The organism is Shewanella sp. 10N.261.52.F9, assembly GCF_041471165.1.
GTDB classification, from domain to species: domain Bacteria; phylum Pseudomonadota; class Gammaproteobacteria; order Enterobacterales; family Shewanellaceae; genus Shewanella; species Shewanella marinintestina.
On sequence record NZ_JBFRNX010000017.1, the window covers coordinates 40,985 to 55,110 of the forward strand.

15 protein-coding genes are annotated in these 14,126 nt (G+C 41.6%); 11 read left to right on the forward strand and 4 right to left on the reverse strand.

Translation table 11 applies throughout. From position 1 onward, the window contains the following. Positions 1 to 8 precede the first annotated feature (8 nt). The 10 genes from ccoO (at position 9) to ttcA (ending at position 8,642) form a co-directional block, all read left to right on the forward strand. Positions 9 to 623 (forward strand): cytochrome-c oxidase, cbb3-type subunit II, encoded by a 615-nt coding sequence (gene ccoO, locus AB4298_RS12470; RefSeq protein ID WP_220781816.1) that lies wholly within the window; start codon positions 9 to 11, stop codon positions 621 to 623. Between the two features lie 11 nt (positions 624 to 634). Further along, entirely contained in the window at positions 635 to 811 is a 177-nt protein-coding gene (locus AB4298_RS12475; protein ID WP_248997153.1) for a cbb3-type cytochrome oxidase subunit 3, read from the forward strand. Next, complete coding sequence (gene ccoP / locus AB4298_RS12480) at positions 811 to 1,767, forward strand: cytochrome-c oxidase, cbb3-type subunit III (protein ID WP_248997154.1); 957 nt, start codon at positions 811 to 813, stop codon at positions 1,765 to 1,767. The genes AB4298_RS12475 and ccoP overlap by 1 nt, the downstream gene beginning before the upstream one ends. A 148-nt stretch (positions 1,768 to 1,915) precedes the next feature. Then, a complete protein-coding gene (locus AB4298_RS12485; protein WP_248997155.1) occupies positions 1,916 to 2,395 on the forward strand; it encodes a FixH family protein in 480 nt (159 codons plus the stop codon). Between the two features lie 69 nt (positions 2,396 to 2,464). Then, positions 2,465 to 4,849 carry a heavy metal translocating P-type ATPase gene (locus tag AB4298_RS12490; RefSeq protein WP_371986956.1) on the forward strand — a complete coding sequence of 795 codons (2,385 nt, stop codon included), beginning with the start codon at positions 2,465 to 2,467 and terminating at the stop codon, positions 4,847 to 4,849. Next, entirely contained in the window at positions 4,846 to 5,100 is a 255-nt protein-coding gene (gene ccoS / locus AB4298_RS12495; protein ID WP_371986958.1) for a cbb3-type cytochrome oxidase assembly protein CcoS, read from the forward strand. The genes AB4298_RS12490 and ccoS overlap by 4 nt, the downstream gene beginning before the upstream one ends. Continuing rightward, the gene (locus AB4298_RS12500; protein ID WP_371986959.1) at positions 5,100 to 5,792 is read left to right on the forward strand and encodes a sulfite exporter TauE/SafE family protein; all 693 of its coding nucleotides are present in this window, start codon (positions 5,100 to 5,102) and stop codon (positions 5,790 to 5,792) included. The genes ccoS and AB4298_RS12500 overlap by 1 nt, the downstream gene beginning before the upstream one ends. A gap of 57 nt (positions 5,793 to 5,849) precedes the next feature. After that, positions 5,850 to 6,602: an electron transport transcriptional regulator EtrA gene (gene etrA / locus AB4298_RS12505; RefSeq protein WP_248997159.1), complete on the forward strand. Its 753-nt coding sequence runs from the start codon at positions 5,850 to 5,852 to the stop codon at positions 6,600 to 6,602. A gap of 91 nt (positions 6,603 to 6,693) precedes the next feature. Then, complete coding sequence (gene uspE / locus AB4298_RS12510; protein ID WP_248997160.1) at positions 6,694 to 7,626, forward strand: universal stress protein UspE; 933 nt, start codon at positions 6,694 to 6,696, stop codon at positions 7,624 to 7,626. Between the two features lie 80 nt (positions 7,627 to 7,706). Further along, positions 7,707 to 8,642, forward strand: a complete 936-nt coding sequence (gene ttcA, locus AB4298_RS12515; RefSeq protein ID WP_248997161.1) for a tRNA 2-thiocytidine(32) synthetase TtcA — start codon at positions 7,707 to 7,709, stop codon at positions 8,640 to 8,642. Positions 8,643 to 8,728: 86 nt separating this feature from the next. Here the strand turns inward: ttcA and AB4298_RS12520 are convergent, their stop codons facing one another. Both AB4298_RS12520 and AB4298_RS12525 read right to left on the reverse strand, forming a co-directional pair. After that, a complete protein-coding gene (locus AB4298_RS12520; RefSeq protein ID WP_248997162.1) occupies positions 8,729 to 9,352 on the reverse strand; it encodes a DUF2987 domain-containing protein in 624 nt (207 codons plus the stop codon). Next, on the reverse strand, positions 9,330 to 10,157 hold the full coding sequence (locus AB4298_RS12525) for a glucosaminidase domain-containing protein (RefSeq protein ID WP_371986960.1): 828 nt from the start codon (positions 10,155 to 10,157) through the stop codon (positions 9,330 to 9,332). The genes AB4298_RS12520 and AB4298_RS12525 overlap by 23 nt, the downstream gene beginning before the upstream one ends. Positions 10,158 to 10,315: 158 nt before the next feature. Between AB4298_RS12525 and yvcK the strand changes: the two genes are divergently transcribed. Further along, the gene (gene yvcK, locus AB4298_RS12530; protein ID WP_371986961.1) at positions 10,316 to 11,248 is read left to right on the forward strand and encodes a uridine diphosphate-N-acetylglucosamine-binding protein YvcK; all 933 of its coding nucleotides are present in this window, start codon (positions 10,316 to 10,318) and stop codon (positions 11,246 to 11,248) included. Between the two features lie 81 nt (positions 11,249 to 11,329). On the opposite strand, the gene AB4298_RS12535 is transcribed toward yvcK, so the two are convergent. Together AB4298_RS12535 and serS are read right to left on the reverse strand one after the other, a co-directional pair. Further along, positions 11,330 to 12,523 (reverse strand): amino acid aminotransferase, encoded by a 1,194-nt coding sequence (locus tag AB4298_RS12535; protein ID WP_248997165.1) that lies wholly within the window; start codon positions 12,521 to 12,523, stop codon positions 11,330 to 11,332. Positions 12,524 to 12,830: 307 nt separating this feature from the next. Next, positions 12,831 to 14,117: a serine--tRNA ligase gene (gene serS / locus AB4298_RS12540; protein WP_248997166.1), complete on the reverse strand. Its 1,287-nt coding sequence runs from the start codon at positions 14,115 to 14,117 to the stop codon at positions 12,831 to 12,833. Between the last annotated feature and the right edge of the window lie 9 nt (positions 14,118 to 14,126).

Consider the following 14,126-nt stretch of genomic DNA (forward strand, 5'->3'; position numbering starts at 1 on the left):
TAGATACGATGAAATTTAATCACGAGATAGTTGAGAAAAACATCGGTCTATTGGGGATCTTTACCGTAATCGCAATCAGCTTTGGTAGCTTGGTTGAGATCACACCCCTTTTATTCCAAGAAGATACGACAGAGCCTTTAGAAGGTCAGATCCCTTACACAGCTTTGCAAATTGAAGGCCGTGACATCTACGTTCGTGAAGGTTGTTATAACTGTCACAGCCAGATGATCCGTCCATTGCGTGCTGAAACTGAACGGTACGGTCACTACTCTGTAGCCGGTGAGTCAGTTTGGGATCACCCATTCCAGTGGGGTTCTAAGCGTACTGGTCCAGATCTAGCCCGTGTTGGTGGTCGTTATAGTGATAAATGGCATGAGGTTCACTTAATTGACCCTCGCGCCGTTGTACCACAATCAAATATGCCTGCTTATCCTTGGTTAGCTGAAAATAAGCTAACAGGTGACCTAACTGGTCAGAAGATGGATATCTTGCGTAACCTTCACCCTACACACAAGTTGTATACGGATGAAGAGATTGCTGGCGCTAAAGACGCAGTGAAAGATAAGACAGAGCTTGAAGCTTTGATCGCTTATCTACAATCACTAGGCCACGCGCTTAAATAAGGAGGCAAATTATGGATTACGGCACATTACGTGGAGTGATAACCATAGTAGTAATGGTGACCTTCGTCGGTATATTTGCTTGGGCATATAGCTCGAGTCGCAAAAAGCAATTTGACGATGCTGCTAACTTAGTTTTTTCAGATGAAGAACTAAAATCAGCGTCGAACGACTCAGGAGATAAAAAGTGATGAGTGACTTCTGGAGTGTATGGATTATCGTCCTGACAGTTGTGGTAATCATTGGTTGCGTCGTTCTACTGCGTGCTTGTTCTAAGAACAACACTGGTGTAGAAGAAGGCGAATCGATGGGTCACACTTTCGACGGTATTGAAGAACTGAACAACCCACTGCCTAAGTGGTGGAGTTACATGTTCTACATTACTATTGTGTTCAGTGTTATCTATCTAGCACTTTACCCAGGTCTTGGTAGCTTCAAAGGCTTTTTAGGTTGGACAAGTTCTAACCAAAGCGTGCGAACTATTGAAGAGTCTAAGCAAGCTGTTATTGACGCTCAAGCAGATGGCCGTTGGGTTCAGTATGACCAAGAAGTTAAGCACGCAGACGAAAAGTTTGGTCCTATCTTCAAGGCTTACGCAGACACGCCACTAGAAGAGTTAGTTAAGAATGAAGAAGCGCTGAAAGTTGGCGGTCGTTTATTCCTACAAAACTGTGCAATGTGTCATGGTAGTGACGCTCGTGGTAGCAAGGGCTTCCCTAACCTAACCGACGGTGCTTGGTTATATGGTGGTGAACTTGCAACTATCAAGACATCTATCATGAACGGTCGTCACGGCATGATGCCACCAAAAGGCGGTCTACCGATTGAAGACAGTGAACTTGAAGGTCTAGCTGAGTACGTTGTTAAGTTATCTGGTCGTGAACACGACGCAGCGCTAGCAGCTCAAGGGCAAGGTTCATTCATGAAAGGCTGTTTCGCCTGTCATGGTATGGACGGTACCGGTAACAAGTTTATGGGTGCACCTAACCTAACTGATAATGCTTGGGTATACGGCGGTAGTCGTGGCGCAATTATGCAGTCAGTTAAAAATGGTCGTACAGGTGTAATGCCTGCTTGGAAAGATGTATTAGGTGAAGAAAAAGTTCACGTAATTACAGCTTACGTTTACAGTTTGTCTAACAAGTAGTCACACTAGGTTAACACCGAGTGTAATAATTAGGCCTCGTTATCACGAGGCCTTTTTTTTAAGTGATAACTCACATTTTTATGGGTAAAATGTCGGTTCTTCTTTCCCATACTGTTACAACTATTTTAATAATTATAGGTGGTTAATAATGTCTACTCCGCAACCTTGGTATAAGCAATTTTGGCCGTGGTTTCTTATCATATTACCGCTGTGCGCTGTGGTCGCTAGTATTAACTTATTGATTGTTGCTATTGATAACCAAGACCCATTGGTTACTGAAGATTATTACAAAGAAGGTAAAGGCATAAATATCGATTTGCGTAAGATTAAACAGGCCAAACAGTTAGGAATGAACTACCTACTTGAGTTTGACGATGAGTATGTAGAAATCTCACAACATGGTGGTGACACGTACCTAGCAGGCCTAAGCATTAGCTTTTTCCATCCCACTCTTGAAGAAAAAGACTTCTCTCAAATTGTTACCGCCGATGCTAACGGCGTTTATCGAATCGACTTAACACAGTCTATTGAAGGACCTTGGGAAGTTAGAATTGAAGGGTACGACCAAACGTGGCGCATTCAGCAACGTGTTACTCTAAAAGATGACCAACAGTATTGGTTAAACTAATCTGCATATAGATTGACCCGCTTGCACTCGCGGCGGGTTTCAAATAATTATAAAAAAGAACAACAATCCATGAGTCAAGCAAGCTGCTTTCATTGTAGCGAGCCGGTTTTAACTGGTAAGCAATTTACAACCACGATTAACAATGTAGAGCAGCTAATGTGCTGCCCTGGTTGCCAAGCTGTGTCCCAAGCCATTATAGATGCAGGGCTGACTAATTATTATAAATTCCGCACTGAGCCTGGTAGTAAGCAAACGGCTTTAGTACCAGAAGAGCTATCTAACTTTAGTGCTTACGACCTTCCTGAGGTGCAGCAAGACTTTATTCAGAAACGCGACTCACTTAATGAAGTCTCACTGACAGTTGATGGTATTACGTGCGCAGCGTGTGCCTGGCTTATTGAGCATAAAATCAATAAACTTGCTGGTGTTGCCAAAATTCAAGTTAATTCCACAACCCAACGAGCATTAATCTCCTGGGACGCTGACAAAATTAAGTTAAGTGAGATCCTTAATCAAATCAGCCAGATTGGTTATCAAGCCTCACCTTTTCAAATTGATGAGCAAGAAACAAAAAGCAAAAAAGATAGCCGTAAGTTTTTACTGAGGCTTGGGCTTGCTGGCTTTGCAACCATGCAAGTCATGATGTTCGCCCTCGCCCTCTATTCTGGTTATTTTAGCGATCTTGATACCGAATACCGAGATTACTTTCGCTGGGTAAGTATGCTGTTTGCTGCTCCAGTGGTTTTCTATTCTGCTCAACCATTTTATTTTAGTGCGGTGCGCTCGATACTCATGGGCCGACTAAACATGGATGTCTCGGTTAGTATCGCTATTTGTGGCGCCTATATCGCCAGCTGTATAGAAACTGTAAATGGGACTGGTGAGGTGTATTTTGAATCTGTATCCATGTTCACTTTCTTTTTATTACTCGGCCGTTTCTTTGAGCAGAATGCTCGCCAAAAAGCGTCTGTAAGTTCTAGCAACTTACATAAACTCGTGCCGTTAACCGCGCAGCTTAAAACTGAGGACGGTTTTGATGAAGTTCCCGCAAAACGCCTAGCCATAGGCGATATTATTCTAGTTAAACCCGGTGAGGTGATTGCCGCTGACGGCATAGTGGTTGAAGGTGTTTCCGCTGTAAATGAAGCCATGCTAACTGGCGAGCAGATGCCGCTAGCGAAAGAGTTAGATGCCGAAGTGTTTGCGGGTACTATTAATATAGAACAACCAATACTGGTTAAAGTGACAGCACTTGGACAAGACCAGCTCGTTGCTGAGATTATTCGCTTGCAAGAAATCGCCTCTAACAATAAACCTAAAATTGCGTTATACGCTGATAGATTTTCTAATTACTTTACTGCTGCTATTTTGCTTATTGCGAGCCTCACTTATCTATTTTGGTATTTTTACTCTCCTGAAGATGCGTTTTGGATCACCTTGTCGGTACTGGTTGCAACTTGCCCATGTGCCCTCGCGCTTGCTACACCAACGGCTGTAACTTGCGGAACAGCAATTATGACTCGGCTTGGCATTATTACCCGCCGCTCAGGTGTATTTGAACGTTTACCTAAAATTCAGCATGTTGTGTTTGATAAAACCGGTACGCTAACCCTCGGCTCATTATCTATCTCAAATATTGAGTTAACCGGTCATTTAACAGAGCAGCAAGCGCTGAACTATATTGCAGCATTAGAGTCAGGCTCCTTGCACCCAATCGCTAAAGCTTTTACAAGTTTTTTAGATAAATCAATGCTAGTGACTGAGCGCCAAAGTGTTGTAGGTAAAGGGTTAACAGCCAAAGTTAATGGCCTATATTGTAAAATTGGCAGTCAGCAGTATGTTAATCAAACTAATGAGGTTGAAAGCGCTACCACTGTTTGGTTAAGTGTTGACAATATAGTGCAAGCTAAAGTCAGCTTAAATGACGAAGTCCGCCCAGAAACCGCACAAGCTGTTAAACAATTAAAAAGTATGGGTTGTAAACTGAGTATTGCCAGTGGTGACAATTCAACTGAAGTTGTCGCTTTGGGTCAACGCCTAGGGATTAGTGATACCCATCAAGGATTATCCCCAAAAGGTAAACTAGAACTGATTGATAATTTCCAACAACATGGTCAAGTGGCGATGTTCGGTGACGGTATTAATGACGCCCCCGTTTTGGCTGGCGCTAATTTGTCAGTCGCTATGGGGAGCGGCGCCGCAATTTCGAAAAATAGTGCTGATATTATTTTGCTGGGCGATAACCTTTCACGTTTTGCTGATGCTGTTAACGTAGCAAAGAAAACCAGTCGTATTATCAAACAAAACTTATTCTGGGCGCTAGGATATAATCTATTTATAATCCCACTGGCGGTTACTGGTCATGTTGCCCCATATATTGCTGCATTGGGGATGTCTGCTAGTTCATTAATCGTTGTCAGCAATAGCCTTCGACTACTTAAGGTCCGTTTATGAGTATTATCTATGTCTTGATCCCAATCGCGATGATTTTTGTTTTAGTCGCTGTAGCTGTTTTTTTCTGGGCGGTTAAGTCTGATCAATTTGATGATTTAGAAAAGCAAAGCGTGTCCATTTTATTTGAGGACGATAAAGTATCAAGCGATACAGCTAGCGCACAAACGCATACAGCAACAATAAATAAACTCAGTGAAACATCCCCATCGGCTAGTGAGCAGCTTGAGCCACAACAACCGAGCAAGAAATAGTGGACGATTACAGTTTAATTGGCGCTTTGTTAGTTGGGCTGATGGGAGCTGGTCACTGCATTGGCATGTGTGGAGGCTTGGTAGGCGCATTATCAGCAAACCTGCCTAAACAGCAAACAGGAAATGCCTTGGTTAATCAACTTGGTTACCTGCTTAGCTATAATAGCGGCCGAATAATTAGCTATGCCCTCGCCGGCGCATTAGTAGGCGCAAGCACTAGTGCACTAGGAGTATTATTCGATGCGGACTTATACCTCCTTGTATTAAGATTTATTGCCGGTGTGATGATGATTATAACCGGACTTTATATTGCTCAAATTTGGGCTGGTGTAGTACAAATCGAACGCTTAGGAAAATGGCTTTGGGGTTATATTGCCCCTATCGCCAATCGATTTATTCCGATAAAAAATAAAACTCATGCTTTTATTGCGGGCGGATTATGGGGGTGGCTACCTTGCGGCCTAGTCTATAGCATGCTGACCTGGTCTGTTGCCGCCGGTAACGCGCTAGATGGTGCCTTGATCATGCTTGCATTTGGTTTAGGCACACTTCCCGCATTATTAAGTGCAGGTATTGCTGCCAGTAGCTTTAGCCGCTTAGTGCAGAACCGAATTGTTAGATTAGTTAGCGGTGCGACGTTAGTCGCATTCGGGATCCAAACCTTGTATGTCGCTATCGGTCAGCTTAGCTAGCTCCAAATATCAAATTAGTTTAACATAGTAGATGAATAGTCAAAATTGAGAGAGACAATGTCAGCAGATAACAACAAGAATCGTCGCCAAATGGCTTCAGGATGCGCGATTCATTGTCATGATTGCAGTATGGGTACACTTTGTATTCCGTTTACGCTGAACTCTAATGAATTAGATCAGCTTGACGAAATCATCGAGCGTAAAAAGCCCATTCAGAAAGGTGAACCTATTTTTAAATCGGGTGACCCGCTAAAGTCTTTATTTGCAATTCGTTCTGGCACAATCAAAAGCTATACCATTACTGAACAAGGCGATGAGCAGATCACAGGCTTTCACTTAGCTGGTGATGTTATCGGTTTTGACGGTATTCATTCACAGTTTCACCAAAGCTTTGCACAAGCACTAGAAACTTCAATGGTATGCGAAATTCCTTACACTACGTTAGATGAGCTAACAGGTAAAATGCCTAAGCTTAGACAACAGATTATGCGTTTAATGAGTAACGAGATCCAAAGTGATCAAGAAATGATTCTATTACTCAGTAAAAAGAACGCAGAAGAGAGACTGGCAGCGTTTATCAGTAACTTAGCGAAACGATTCGGTAGTCGCGGCTTTTCTCCAAGAGAGTTCAGACTGACCATGACTCGTGGCGATATTGGTAATTACCTTGGACTGACAGTAGAAACTATTAGCCGTTTACTCGGACGTTTCCAAAAAGCCGAACTAATTGAAGTTAAAGGTAAATACATTACAATATTAGATATTGACGCATTGAGCGAACTATCAGGTAACAGCAATATCGCAAGATAAGCATTATTCGACAATCCGCTTGATCTAAAACAATACAAATTCATCTTAATGGTGCAAGATGAGAATAGATGCTATTAGATAAGGAACAGTTATGATGGACTATCAAAAACTCCTTGTGGTTGTCGACCCAACGACAGAAGAACAAGCGGCTCTAGCAAGAGCCGTAGAACTTGCTATCGAAAGCCAAGCAGAAATTACCGTCTTTTTGTCTATTTTTGACTTCTCCTATGAAATGACTTCAATCCTGTCAGGCCAAGAACGTGAAGCTATGCGCGAAGGTGTTGTTAATCAGCGTAAAGCTTGGCTGTCCGACATCGTTAAGCCTTATCAAAAAGATGGCATTGTTATTAACCTCGAAGTGATTTGGCATAATCGCCCTTTTGAAAGCATTATTAAGTTTGCCATTGATGGTAACTTTGACCTCATTGTTAAAAGCACCCACGAGCATGACAAATTAAAATCGGTTATTTTCACCCCGACCGATTGGCATTTAATGCGTAAGGCACCAGTCCCAGTATTATTGGTTAAAGAACATGATTGGCCTGTAGCGGGTAAAATTGTTTGTGCTGTGAATGTTAGTGCCGAAGATGATGCTAATGAATCTTTAAATGGCAAAATTATTGCCCACGCGATTAAACTAGCTAAACAATTCGACGCTCAGGTGCACTTAGTTAATGGCTACCCTGGCACTCCCGTAAATTTAGCTATCGAACTACCGGATTTCGACGCCCACACTTATAGCGAAACAATTCGCTTACAGCATGAAGAAAGGATTAACTACCTTGCTAATGCTTATGGCATTGCAGTTGAAAATTGCCATGTGAAAGAAGGATTACCCGAAGACGTCATTCCCGACCTCGCCACTAAGCTAGATGCTGAATTAGTGATTTTAGGTACGATAGGCCGAACAGGCCTTTCAGCAGCATTAATAGGTAATACCGCTGAGCATGTTATAGATAGCATTAACTGTGACCTGTTAGCGATAAAGCCAGATGGCTATAAATCGCCATTAGAAGAGCTATAACCACTTTCTAGGCTTTACCAAAGCCCATTAAGCTGGAATAATACGCGCCCTGAACTATTGTGTACTAGGCGCGTTTTTTTATGTCCGAAGAATTAACTACAAAACAAGTAACCCGCATGTCAAAACTTCAAAAGCGTTTGCGCGCAGAAGTCGGTCGTGCAATTGGTGATTACAACATGATTGAAGATGGCGATCGTGTTATGTGCTGCCTTTCAGGCGGTAAAGATAGCTACGCCATGCTTGATATTCTGTTAAATCTTCAGAAACGTGCACCTATACAATTTGAGATTGTTGCGGTTAACCTTGACCAAAAACAACCAGGTTTCCCTGAAGATATTTTACCCGCCTATTTAGATACTTTAGGTGTTGCTTACCATATTCTGGAAAAAGACACTTACTCTATCGTTAAAGATAAGATCCCTGAAGGCAAAACTACTTGTTCTTTATGCTCACGTCTACGTCGTGGCACACTTTACGGTTTTGCTCAGAAAATAGGTGCAACTAAAATTGCTCTAGGTCACCACCGTGATGACATTATTGAAACCATGTTCCTTAACATGTTCTTTGCAGGCAAAATGAAAGCTATGCCGCCTAAGTTATTGTCTGATGACGGTGCTAATATGGTTATTCGTCCATTAGCTTATAGCCGTGAAAAAGATATTGCAGAATATGCGGAATTAAAAAAATTCCCAATTATTCCTTGTAATCTTTGTGGATCGCAAGAAAATCTTAAGCGTGCAGCAGTAAAAGATATGCTCGTTCAATGGGATAAGGATCATCCTGGCCGTATTGAAACTATCTTCACTGCAATGCAGAATACATCACCTTCTCAAGGTGTTGACCGTGAGCAGTTTGATTTCTTATCGTTAACTCGGGATCCTGATGCACCAATGAGCGGTCAAGTTGCTGAATCGGACCTACCCGCTTTTGATTTTGTTGATGTAGCCAATAACGGACATATTAATCTTGATGCTGCGGCGCGCATTGATGTAGTTAGCACCTATACGCCTGAGTAATTCAGTTTCAGTCAGAGAGCTGAAATTAGCTAATAAAAAGCCCTGCAATGCAGGGCTTTTTTGTACTCGCTTATCTATGCTAAAGGTTATTTACTCGTCCAAGGGCTAATCACTTTTGGAGCAATCGAAGTCGTTAAACTTGTTAGCTTATTAAGCTGACTGGTTTCTATGCGGTATGTGCCAGTCACCGGGATTACCTTGTCGTCAATTGTAACAGTCGCGTCACCGGCAAATTCTAGGTTTAGGCCAGCAATATCTGATGCAAACAAGCGCATAGGAAAACCTTGCATCTGACTCAATAAGGCGTTCATTTCATCGGCTATTTGAACTAACTCGGCTTGGCTATAGTTTTGTTTGGTATTTTTAGCTCTAACTTGCATCGCGATTGCGCAAGATTCAGCATTGCCTTCAACATCCAAGTTAATCAACGCTCTATCAGACTTTAACTGCCCGTCATAAGGTAAAAATAAACGTTGGTCCTTGGTAATCGTCAACGGAAATGAATCCTTCTCGGTGCTGATTGTGCCGCTTTTGACTCTACAGCCATTTGCTTTAGACACAGAAAAGGCCAACTCGACTAGCTGATAATTACCTTTATTCACTTGCTTAAGTCTTTGATAAAAACTTTGATACTCAAGTGAGATAGGTGCAGCCTGACTTGTTGTTGCAAGTCCTAAAAGAATACAGCTAAACAGCAGTTGTTTTTTCATTATTATCCACTAAAAATCGTTGGTTTTGACGTAACATTTCAAGCAACTCATCAATGTAAGCTTCTTGACGCTCTGAATAGTTAATTAATCCATAAACAAGATCTTGCGCTCTTGGGGTTTTATTCTGCGCACGCAAATCGGCTCTAATTGAGCGCAGCAATGAATAAGCTGCATTTGAGTTAAGGTTACGCATATAAGACGCGACAGAGTCCTCAACCGTTTTAAATAGTGCAACCTCATGAGATAGGCCTTGTGTTCGAGATTGTGGCACTAAACCGCAACCCTTTCTAAAGCACCACTGACCAAAGAAATTTAACCCCTCACGAGCAAAACGAGAGGTACCCCAGCCAGTTTCATTTGCCGCTTGTATAAGCACCATTTCCTCAGGGATCACATCAACTCTAACAAGTAAGATATCAATATTCGTGATAGTTAAGCTTCTTAGCGTATATTGATATTTTTCAGAAATTTGTTGTAATCTAAATTCGTCAGCTTCTGTAAGCGTTTTGCCATTGTTGACCTGATTCTTAATACTGATCAAGAAATTACGTTCATCTTGAATAATTGCATTTTGATGTTTTATTGAGGGCCTTAAAAATTCAAAAAATGCAGTTTTCTTATCACTTACTACTTTAATTGCGCCAAAATCTGGCACAACGCTCGCAATTTCAGTGTTTTTTATCGCTTTAGCTAAGGTTTGTACCTGTTGCTGACTTGATGGCACGAACACCAACCTGGCGAGTAATATTAGTGCGACCACTAATCCAATTGCGATAGTAAATAAACCAATTTTGCCTGTTTTCACTCATTATCCTTTATCATATGGACAGTATATTAATACTTGTGACGGTTATTATATGCTAGCTAGCGCTTATAATACATCGAGAAAAAGATTCTAACTTTAGGTATAATCACCCTTTGATATGAAACGACTTCGGGTATTCAGGAAGGAGACCCCCTGTAATGAAAACAAATGGGCTTAATCAATATAACCATGTAGTAGCCATAGGTGGCGGACATGGCTTAGGCCGAGTTCTATCAGCGCTTTCCTTTTTAGGTCCTAAACTAACTGGCATCGTTGCGACAACCGACAATGGCGGTTCAACAGGTCGACTTCGCGCAGAACAAGATTGTATTGCTTGGGGCGATCTACGTAATTGCCTATCGCAATTAGCAAGACGTCCTTCAGTAGGATCTCTGATGTTCGAATATCGTTTTGGTGGCGAAAACGAACTTACTGGACACAATTTGGGAAATTTAATGCTGATGGCATTAGATGAACTTTGCGTAAGGCCATTAGATGCCGTTAACCTAGTTAGAAACTTCCTTAATATCGACACCCGCTTGATCCCTATGTCAGAGGAACCGACGCATCTAGTAGCGCTTCAGGCTTGTGGCCAAAGTGTTTTTGGAGAAATCAATGTCGATAAAATGCAAGATACACCAATTGCATTATCTCTTGATCCTGAAGTGCAAGCTACGTGTGAAGCATGTGAAGCAATCAGAAATGCCGAGCTAATCATCTTAGGGCCAGGCAGCTTCCTTACCAGTATAATGCCTCCCTTGTTATTACCCAAAATTGCACAGGCCTTAGCTGAATCAAAAGCTAAAGTCATTTTGGTTGAGAACTTAACAAAAGAGCCCTCTTCTATCGCCAATTGCAGCCTTGAGCAAAAAATTGATTTTTGTCATCAAGTACTCGGACTAAAAATTATTGATCAAGTCCTATGTAACGGTGAAAGCTCATACCAAGACGGTAATGTGATTTATTATCCCTTGCGTAGCAGCCACCATAAAGGGCTACATGACAGGCAAGCATTAGCAGATGCTTTATCTTATATGGTTAAGGAAACCGGTTCTAGTTCGCCAGTAGAAGTTTCAGCAAAGCTTATTTAGTGAAAAAGTGTTATTAAAATAACTTATAACGAAAAGGCCCCTATGGGGCCTTTTTATTACTCAGCATACTTAAGTAGAGATTTACAATACCTTAGCAATTGCTTCGCAGATTACTGGCATATTTGTTTTAGTCATACCAGCAACACTAATACGACCAGAACCAACAATATACACAGCGAACTCTTCTCTTAAGCGGTTTACCTGATCCTTGTTTAGACCTGAAAAGCTAAACATACCATTTTGACCTGAAATGAAATCGAAGTTCTGGGTAACACCTGCAGCTTTTAGCGACTCAACAAACAGTGTACGCATTTCTGCAATACGCTCACGCATTTCTTGGAGTTCGTCATGCCATAATTGCTTAAGCGTTGCATCTTCTAAAATTGTGCTAACAATTAATGCACCGTGCGCTGGCGGGTTTGAGTAAGAAGCACGAATTGTGCTTTTTATCTGACTAAATGCGTTAACCGCCTCATTGCTAGTGGCTGCAACAACGGTTACAGCACCGATACGCTCATTGTATAAACCGAAGTTTTTAGAGAAAGAGTTAGCAACGATAAGCTCTGGAACAGTATTTGCGACGACACGTAAACCTTGAGCATCTTCTTCAACACCTGCACCGAAGCCTTGATATGCAAAATCAAATAAAGGCACAAGCTTGTTTTGCAAACAAAGATCCGCTACTTGTTGCCACTGCTGTAGATTTAAATCAATACCTGTTGGGTTGTGGCAGCAACCATGTAGTAAAACTAAGTCACCTTCTTTAGCGCCTTGAAGATCTGCCATCATAGCGTCAAAGTCTAAACCGTGAGTTTCAGCTTTATAATAACGATATTCTGCAGTCGTTAATCCGGCAGTATTAAAAATATTATTGTGGTTTGCCCAAGTTGGGTTACTTACCCAAATGGTTTTAGATTCAGTATGGCGAACCAAAAACTCCGCTGCTACACGTAAAGAGCCTGTACCACCTGGTGCCTGCGCCGTTAAAGCACGGTTTTGAGTAACAACTTGATGCTCAGCACCAAATAATAGAGTTTGTACAACACGGTTATACGCTTGTACCCCTTCCATCCCTAAATAGCTTTTACTTGTTTCTGTTCCTAATAGTTTCTCTTCTGCAAATTTCACAGATTTTAGGATAGGTGTCTGGCCAGATTCATCTTTATATATACCGACGCCTAAGTTCACCTTGTGCTCGCGAACATCAGCTTTGAATGCATCTGTTAAACCTAAAATTGGATCGGCAGGGGCCAGTTCAACCTGGGAAAATATCATGACGGCTTTCCTAAATATTAGAAGTGTAGGGTTTTCGGCTGTATTTATAACATTGTAGACAAGCAGTAGAAAGAGAGATTTTTGACTATTGGTAATATTTGCGGGACTAGCTTAGTTTCATCAATTTGATTGGCTACTAACTGTATAATCCTCAATAAATTTTAGATTAACTTACAAAAGTATAAACACAGATTTTTCTAGCTCTGGTTTACGAAGTTAGGTTACAAATAGCGAGTTCTTTAAAGAGCTGATACAAAATAGCCTTCACAAAGTGAAGGCTATTCAATTATTAAGATTATCGACTGATTTAGCCGATTTTATCTAAACCGCCCATGTAACCACGTAACGCTTCAGGAATGGTGATTGAACCATCTGCGTTTTGGTAGTTTTCCAATACGGCAACCAATGTACGACCAACAGCTAAACCAGAACCGTTTAGTGTGTGAAGCAAAGTAGGCTTCTTATCGGCTTTACCTTTGTAGCGAGCTTGCATACGACGTGCTTGGAAATCCTGCATGTTGCTACAAGATGAAATTTCACGATACGTATCTTGAGCAGGTAACCATACTTCAATATCGAATGTTTTAGCTGAACCAAAGCCCATATCACCAGTACACAAAACAACGGTACGGTATGGAAGTCCTAGCTTTTGTAGCACGGTTTCCGCATGACAAGTTAACTCTTCTAGAGCTTGCATAGAGTCTTCTGGCTTTACTAGCTGAACCATTTCTACTTTGTCGAATTGATGCTGACGGATCAAGCCACGTGTATCACGGCCATAAGAGCCTGCTTCACTACGGAAACATGGTGTGTGAGCAGCTAACTTAATAGGTAGGTCTTCTTCCTCAACAATAGCGTCACGAACTAAGTTTGTTAGCGGCACTTCAGCTGTAGGAATAAGGCTTAGGCCTTGTCCTTCTTCAGTTGCAGGCTTAGTGTGGAATAGGTCTTCACCAAATTTTGGTAACTGACCAGTACCTAGCAAACTGTCTTCGTTTACGAGTAAAGGCACATAAGCTTCGGTATAACCATGCTCTGTCGTATGCAAATCAAGCATAAATTGTGCAAGTGCACGGTGCATACGCGCGATTTGACCTTTCATTACGATGAAGCGTGAACCAGTGATCTTGACTGCATTTTTAAAATCTAAGCCACCAATGTTCTCACCAAGTTCAACATGATCTTTAACTTTGAAATCGTACTGTTTAGGTGTTCCCCAGCGACGAACTTCTACGTTTTCTGACTCATCCGCGCCAATAGGTGCAGATTCATCAGGTAAATTTGGAACACTCATCGCAATAGCGTTAAGCTCGTCTAATAACGCGGCAAGCTCTAGTTTGTTAGCATCAAGTTCTGCACCTAATGTACCTACTTGAGCCATAATAGGTGCAACATCTTCACCTTTTGCTTTAGCTTGACCAATCGACTTAGAAATAGCGTTACGCGATGCTTGTAATTCTTCAGTAGTGACTTGAAGGGACTTACGCTTTTCTTCAAGTTTGCTTAGGCGATCAACATCTAAAATAAATCCACGAGTCGCTAGGCGCTCAGCGGTAACTTCTAATTCATTACGTAAAAATTTTGGATCTAGCATATTTTATTA

Bases quoted from the DNA above. Each gene is read 5' to 3' on its own strand.
- ccoO (WP_220781816.1), top strand. From the start codon at position 9: ATGAAATTTAATCACGAGATAGTTGAGAAAAACATCGGTCTATTGGGG.
- AB4298_RS12475 (WP_248997153.1), top strand. From the start codon at position 635: ATGGATTACGGCACATTACGTGGAGTGATAACCATAGTAGTAATGGTG.
- ccoP (WP_248997154.1), top strand. From the start codon at position 811: ATGAGTGACTTCTGGAGTGTATGGATTATCGTCCTGACAGTTGTGGTA.
- AB4298_RS12485 (WP_248997155.1), top strand. From the start codon at position 1,916: ATGTCTACTCCGCAACCTTGGTATAAGCAATTTTGGCCGTGGTTTCTT.
- AB4298_RS12490 (WP_371986956.1), top strand. From the start codon at position 2,465: ATGAGTCAAGCAAGCTGCTTTCATTGTAGCGAGCCGGTTTTAACTGGT.
- ccoS (WP_371986958.1), top strand. From the start codon at position 4,846: ATGAGTATTATCTATGTCTTGATCCCAATCGCGATGATTTTTGTTTTA.
- etrA (WP_248997159.1), top strand. From the start codon at position 5,850: ATGTCAGCAGATAACAACAAGAATCGTCGCCAAATGGCTTCAGGATGC.
- uspE (WP_248997160.1), top strand. From the start codon at position 6,694: ATGATGGACTATCAAAAACTCCTTGTGGTTGTCGACCCAACGACAGAA.
- ttcA (WP_248997161.1), top strand. From the start codon at position 7,707: ATGTCCGAAGAATTAACTACAAAACAAGTAACCCGCATGTCAAAACTT.
- AB4298_RS12520 (WP_248997162.1), bottom strand. From the start codon at position 9,352: ATGAAAAAACAACTGCTGTTTAGCTGTATTCTTTTAGGACTTGCAACA.
- yvcK (WP_371986961.1), top strand. From the start codon at position 10,316: ATGAAAACAAATGGGCTTAATCAATATAACCATGTAGTAGCCATAGGT.
- AB4298_RS12535 (WP_248997165.1), bottom strand. From the start codon at position 12,523: ATGATATTTTCCCAGGTTGAACTGGCCCCTGCCGATCCAATTTTAGGT.
- serS (WP_248997166.1), bottom strand. From the start codon at position 14,117: ATGCTAGATCCAAAATTTTTACGTAATGAATTAGAAGTTACCGCTGAG.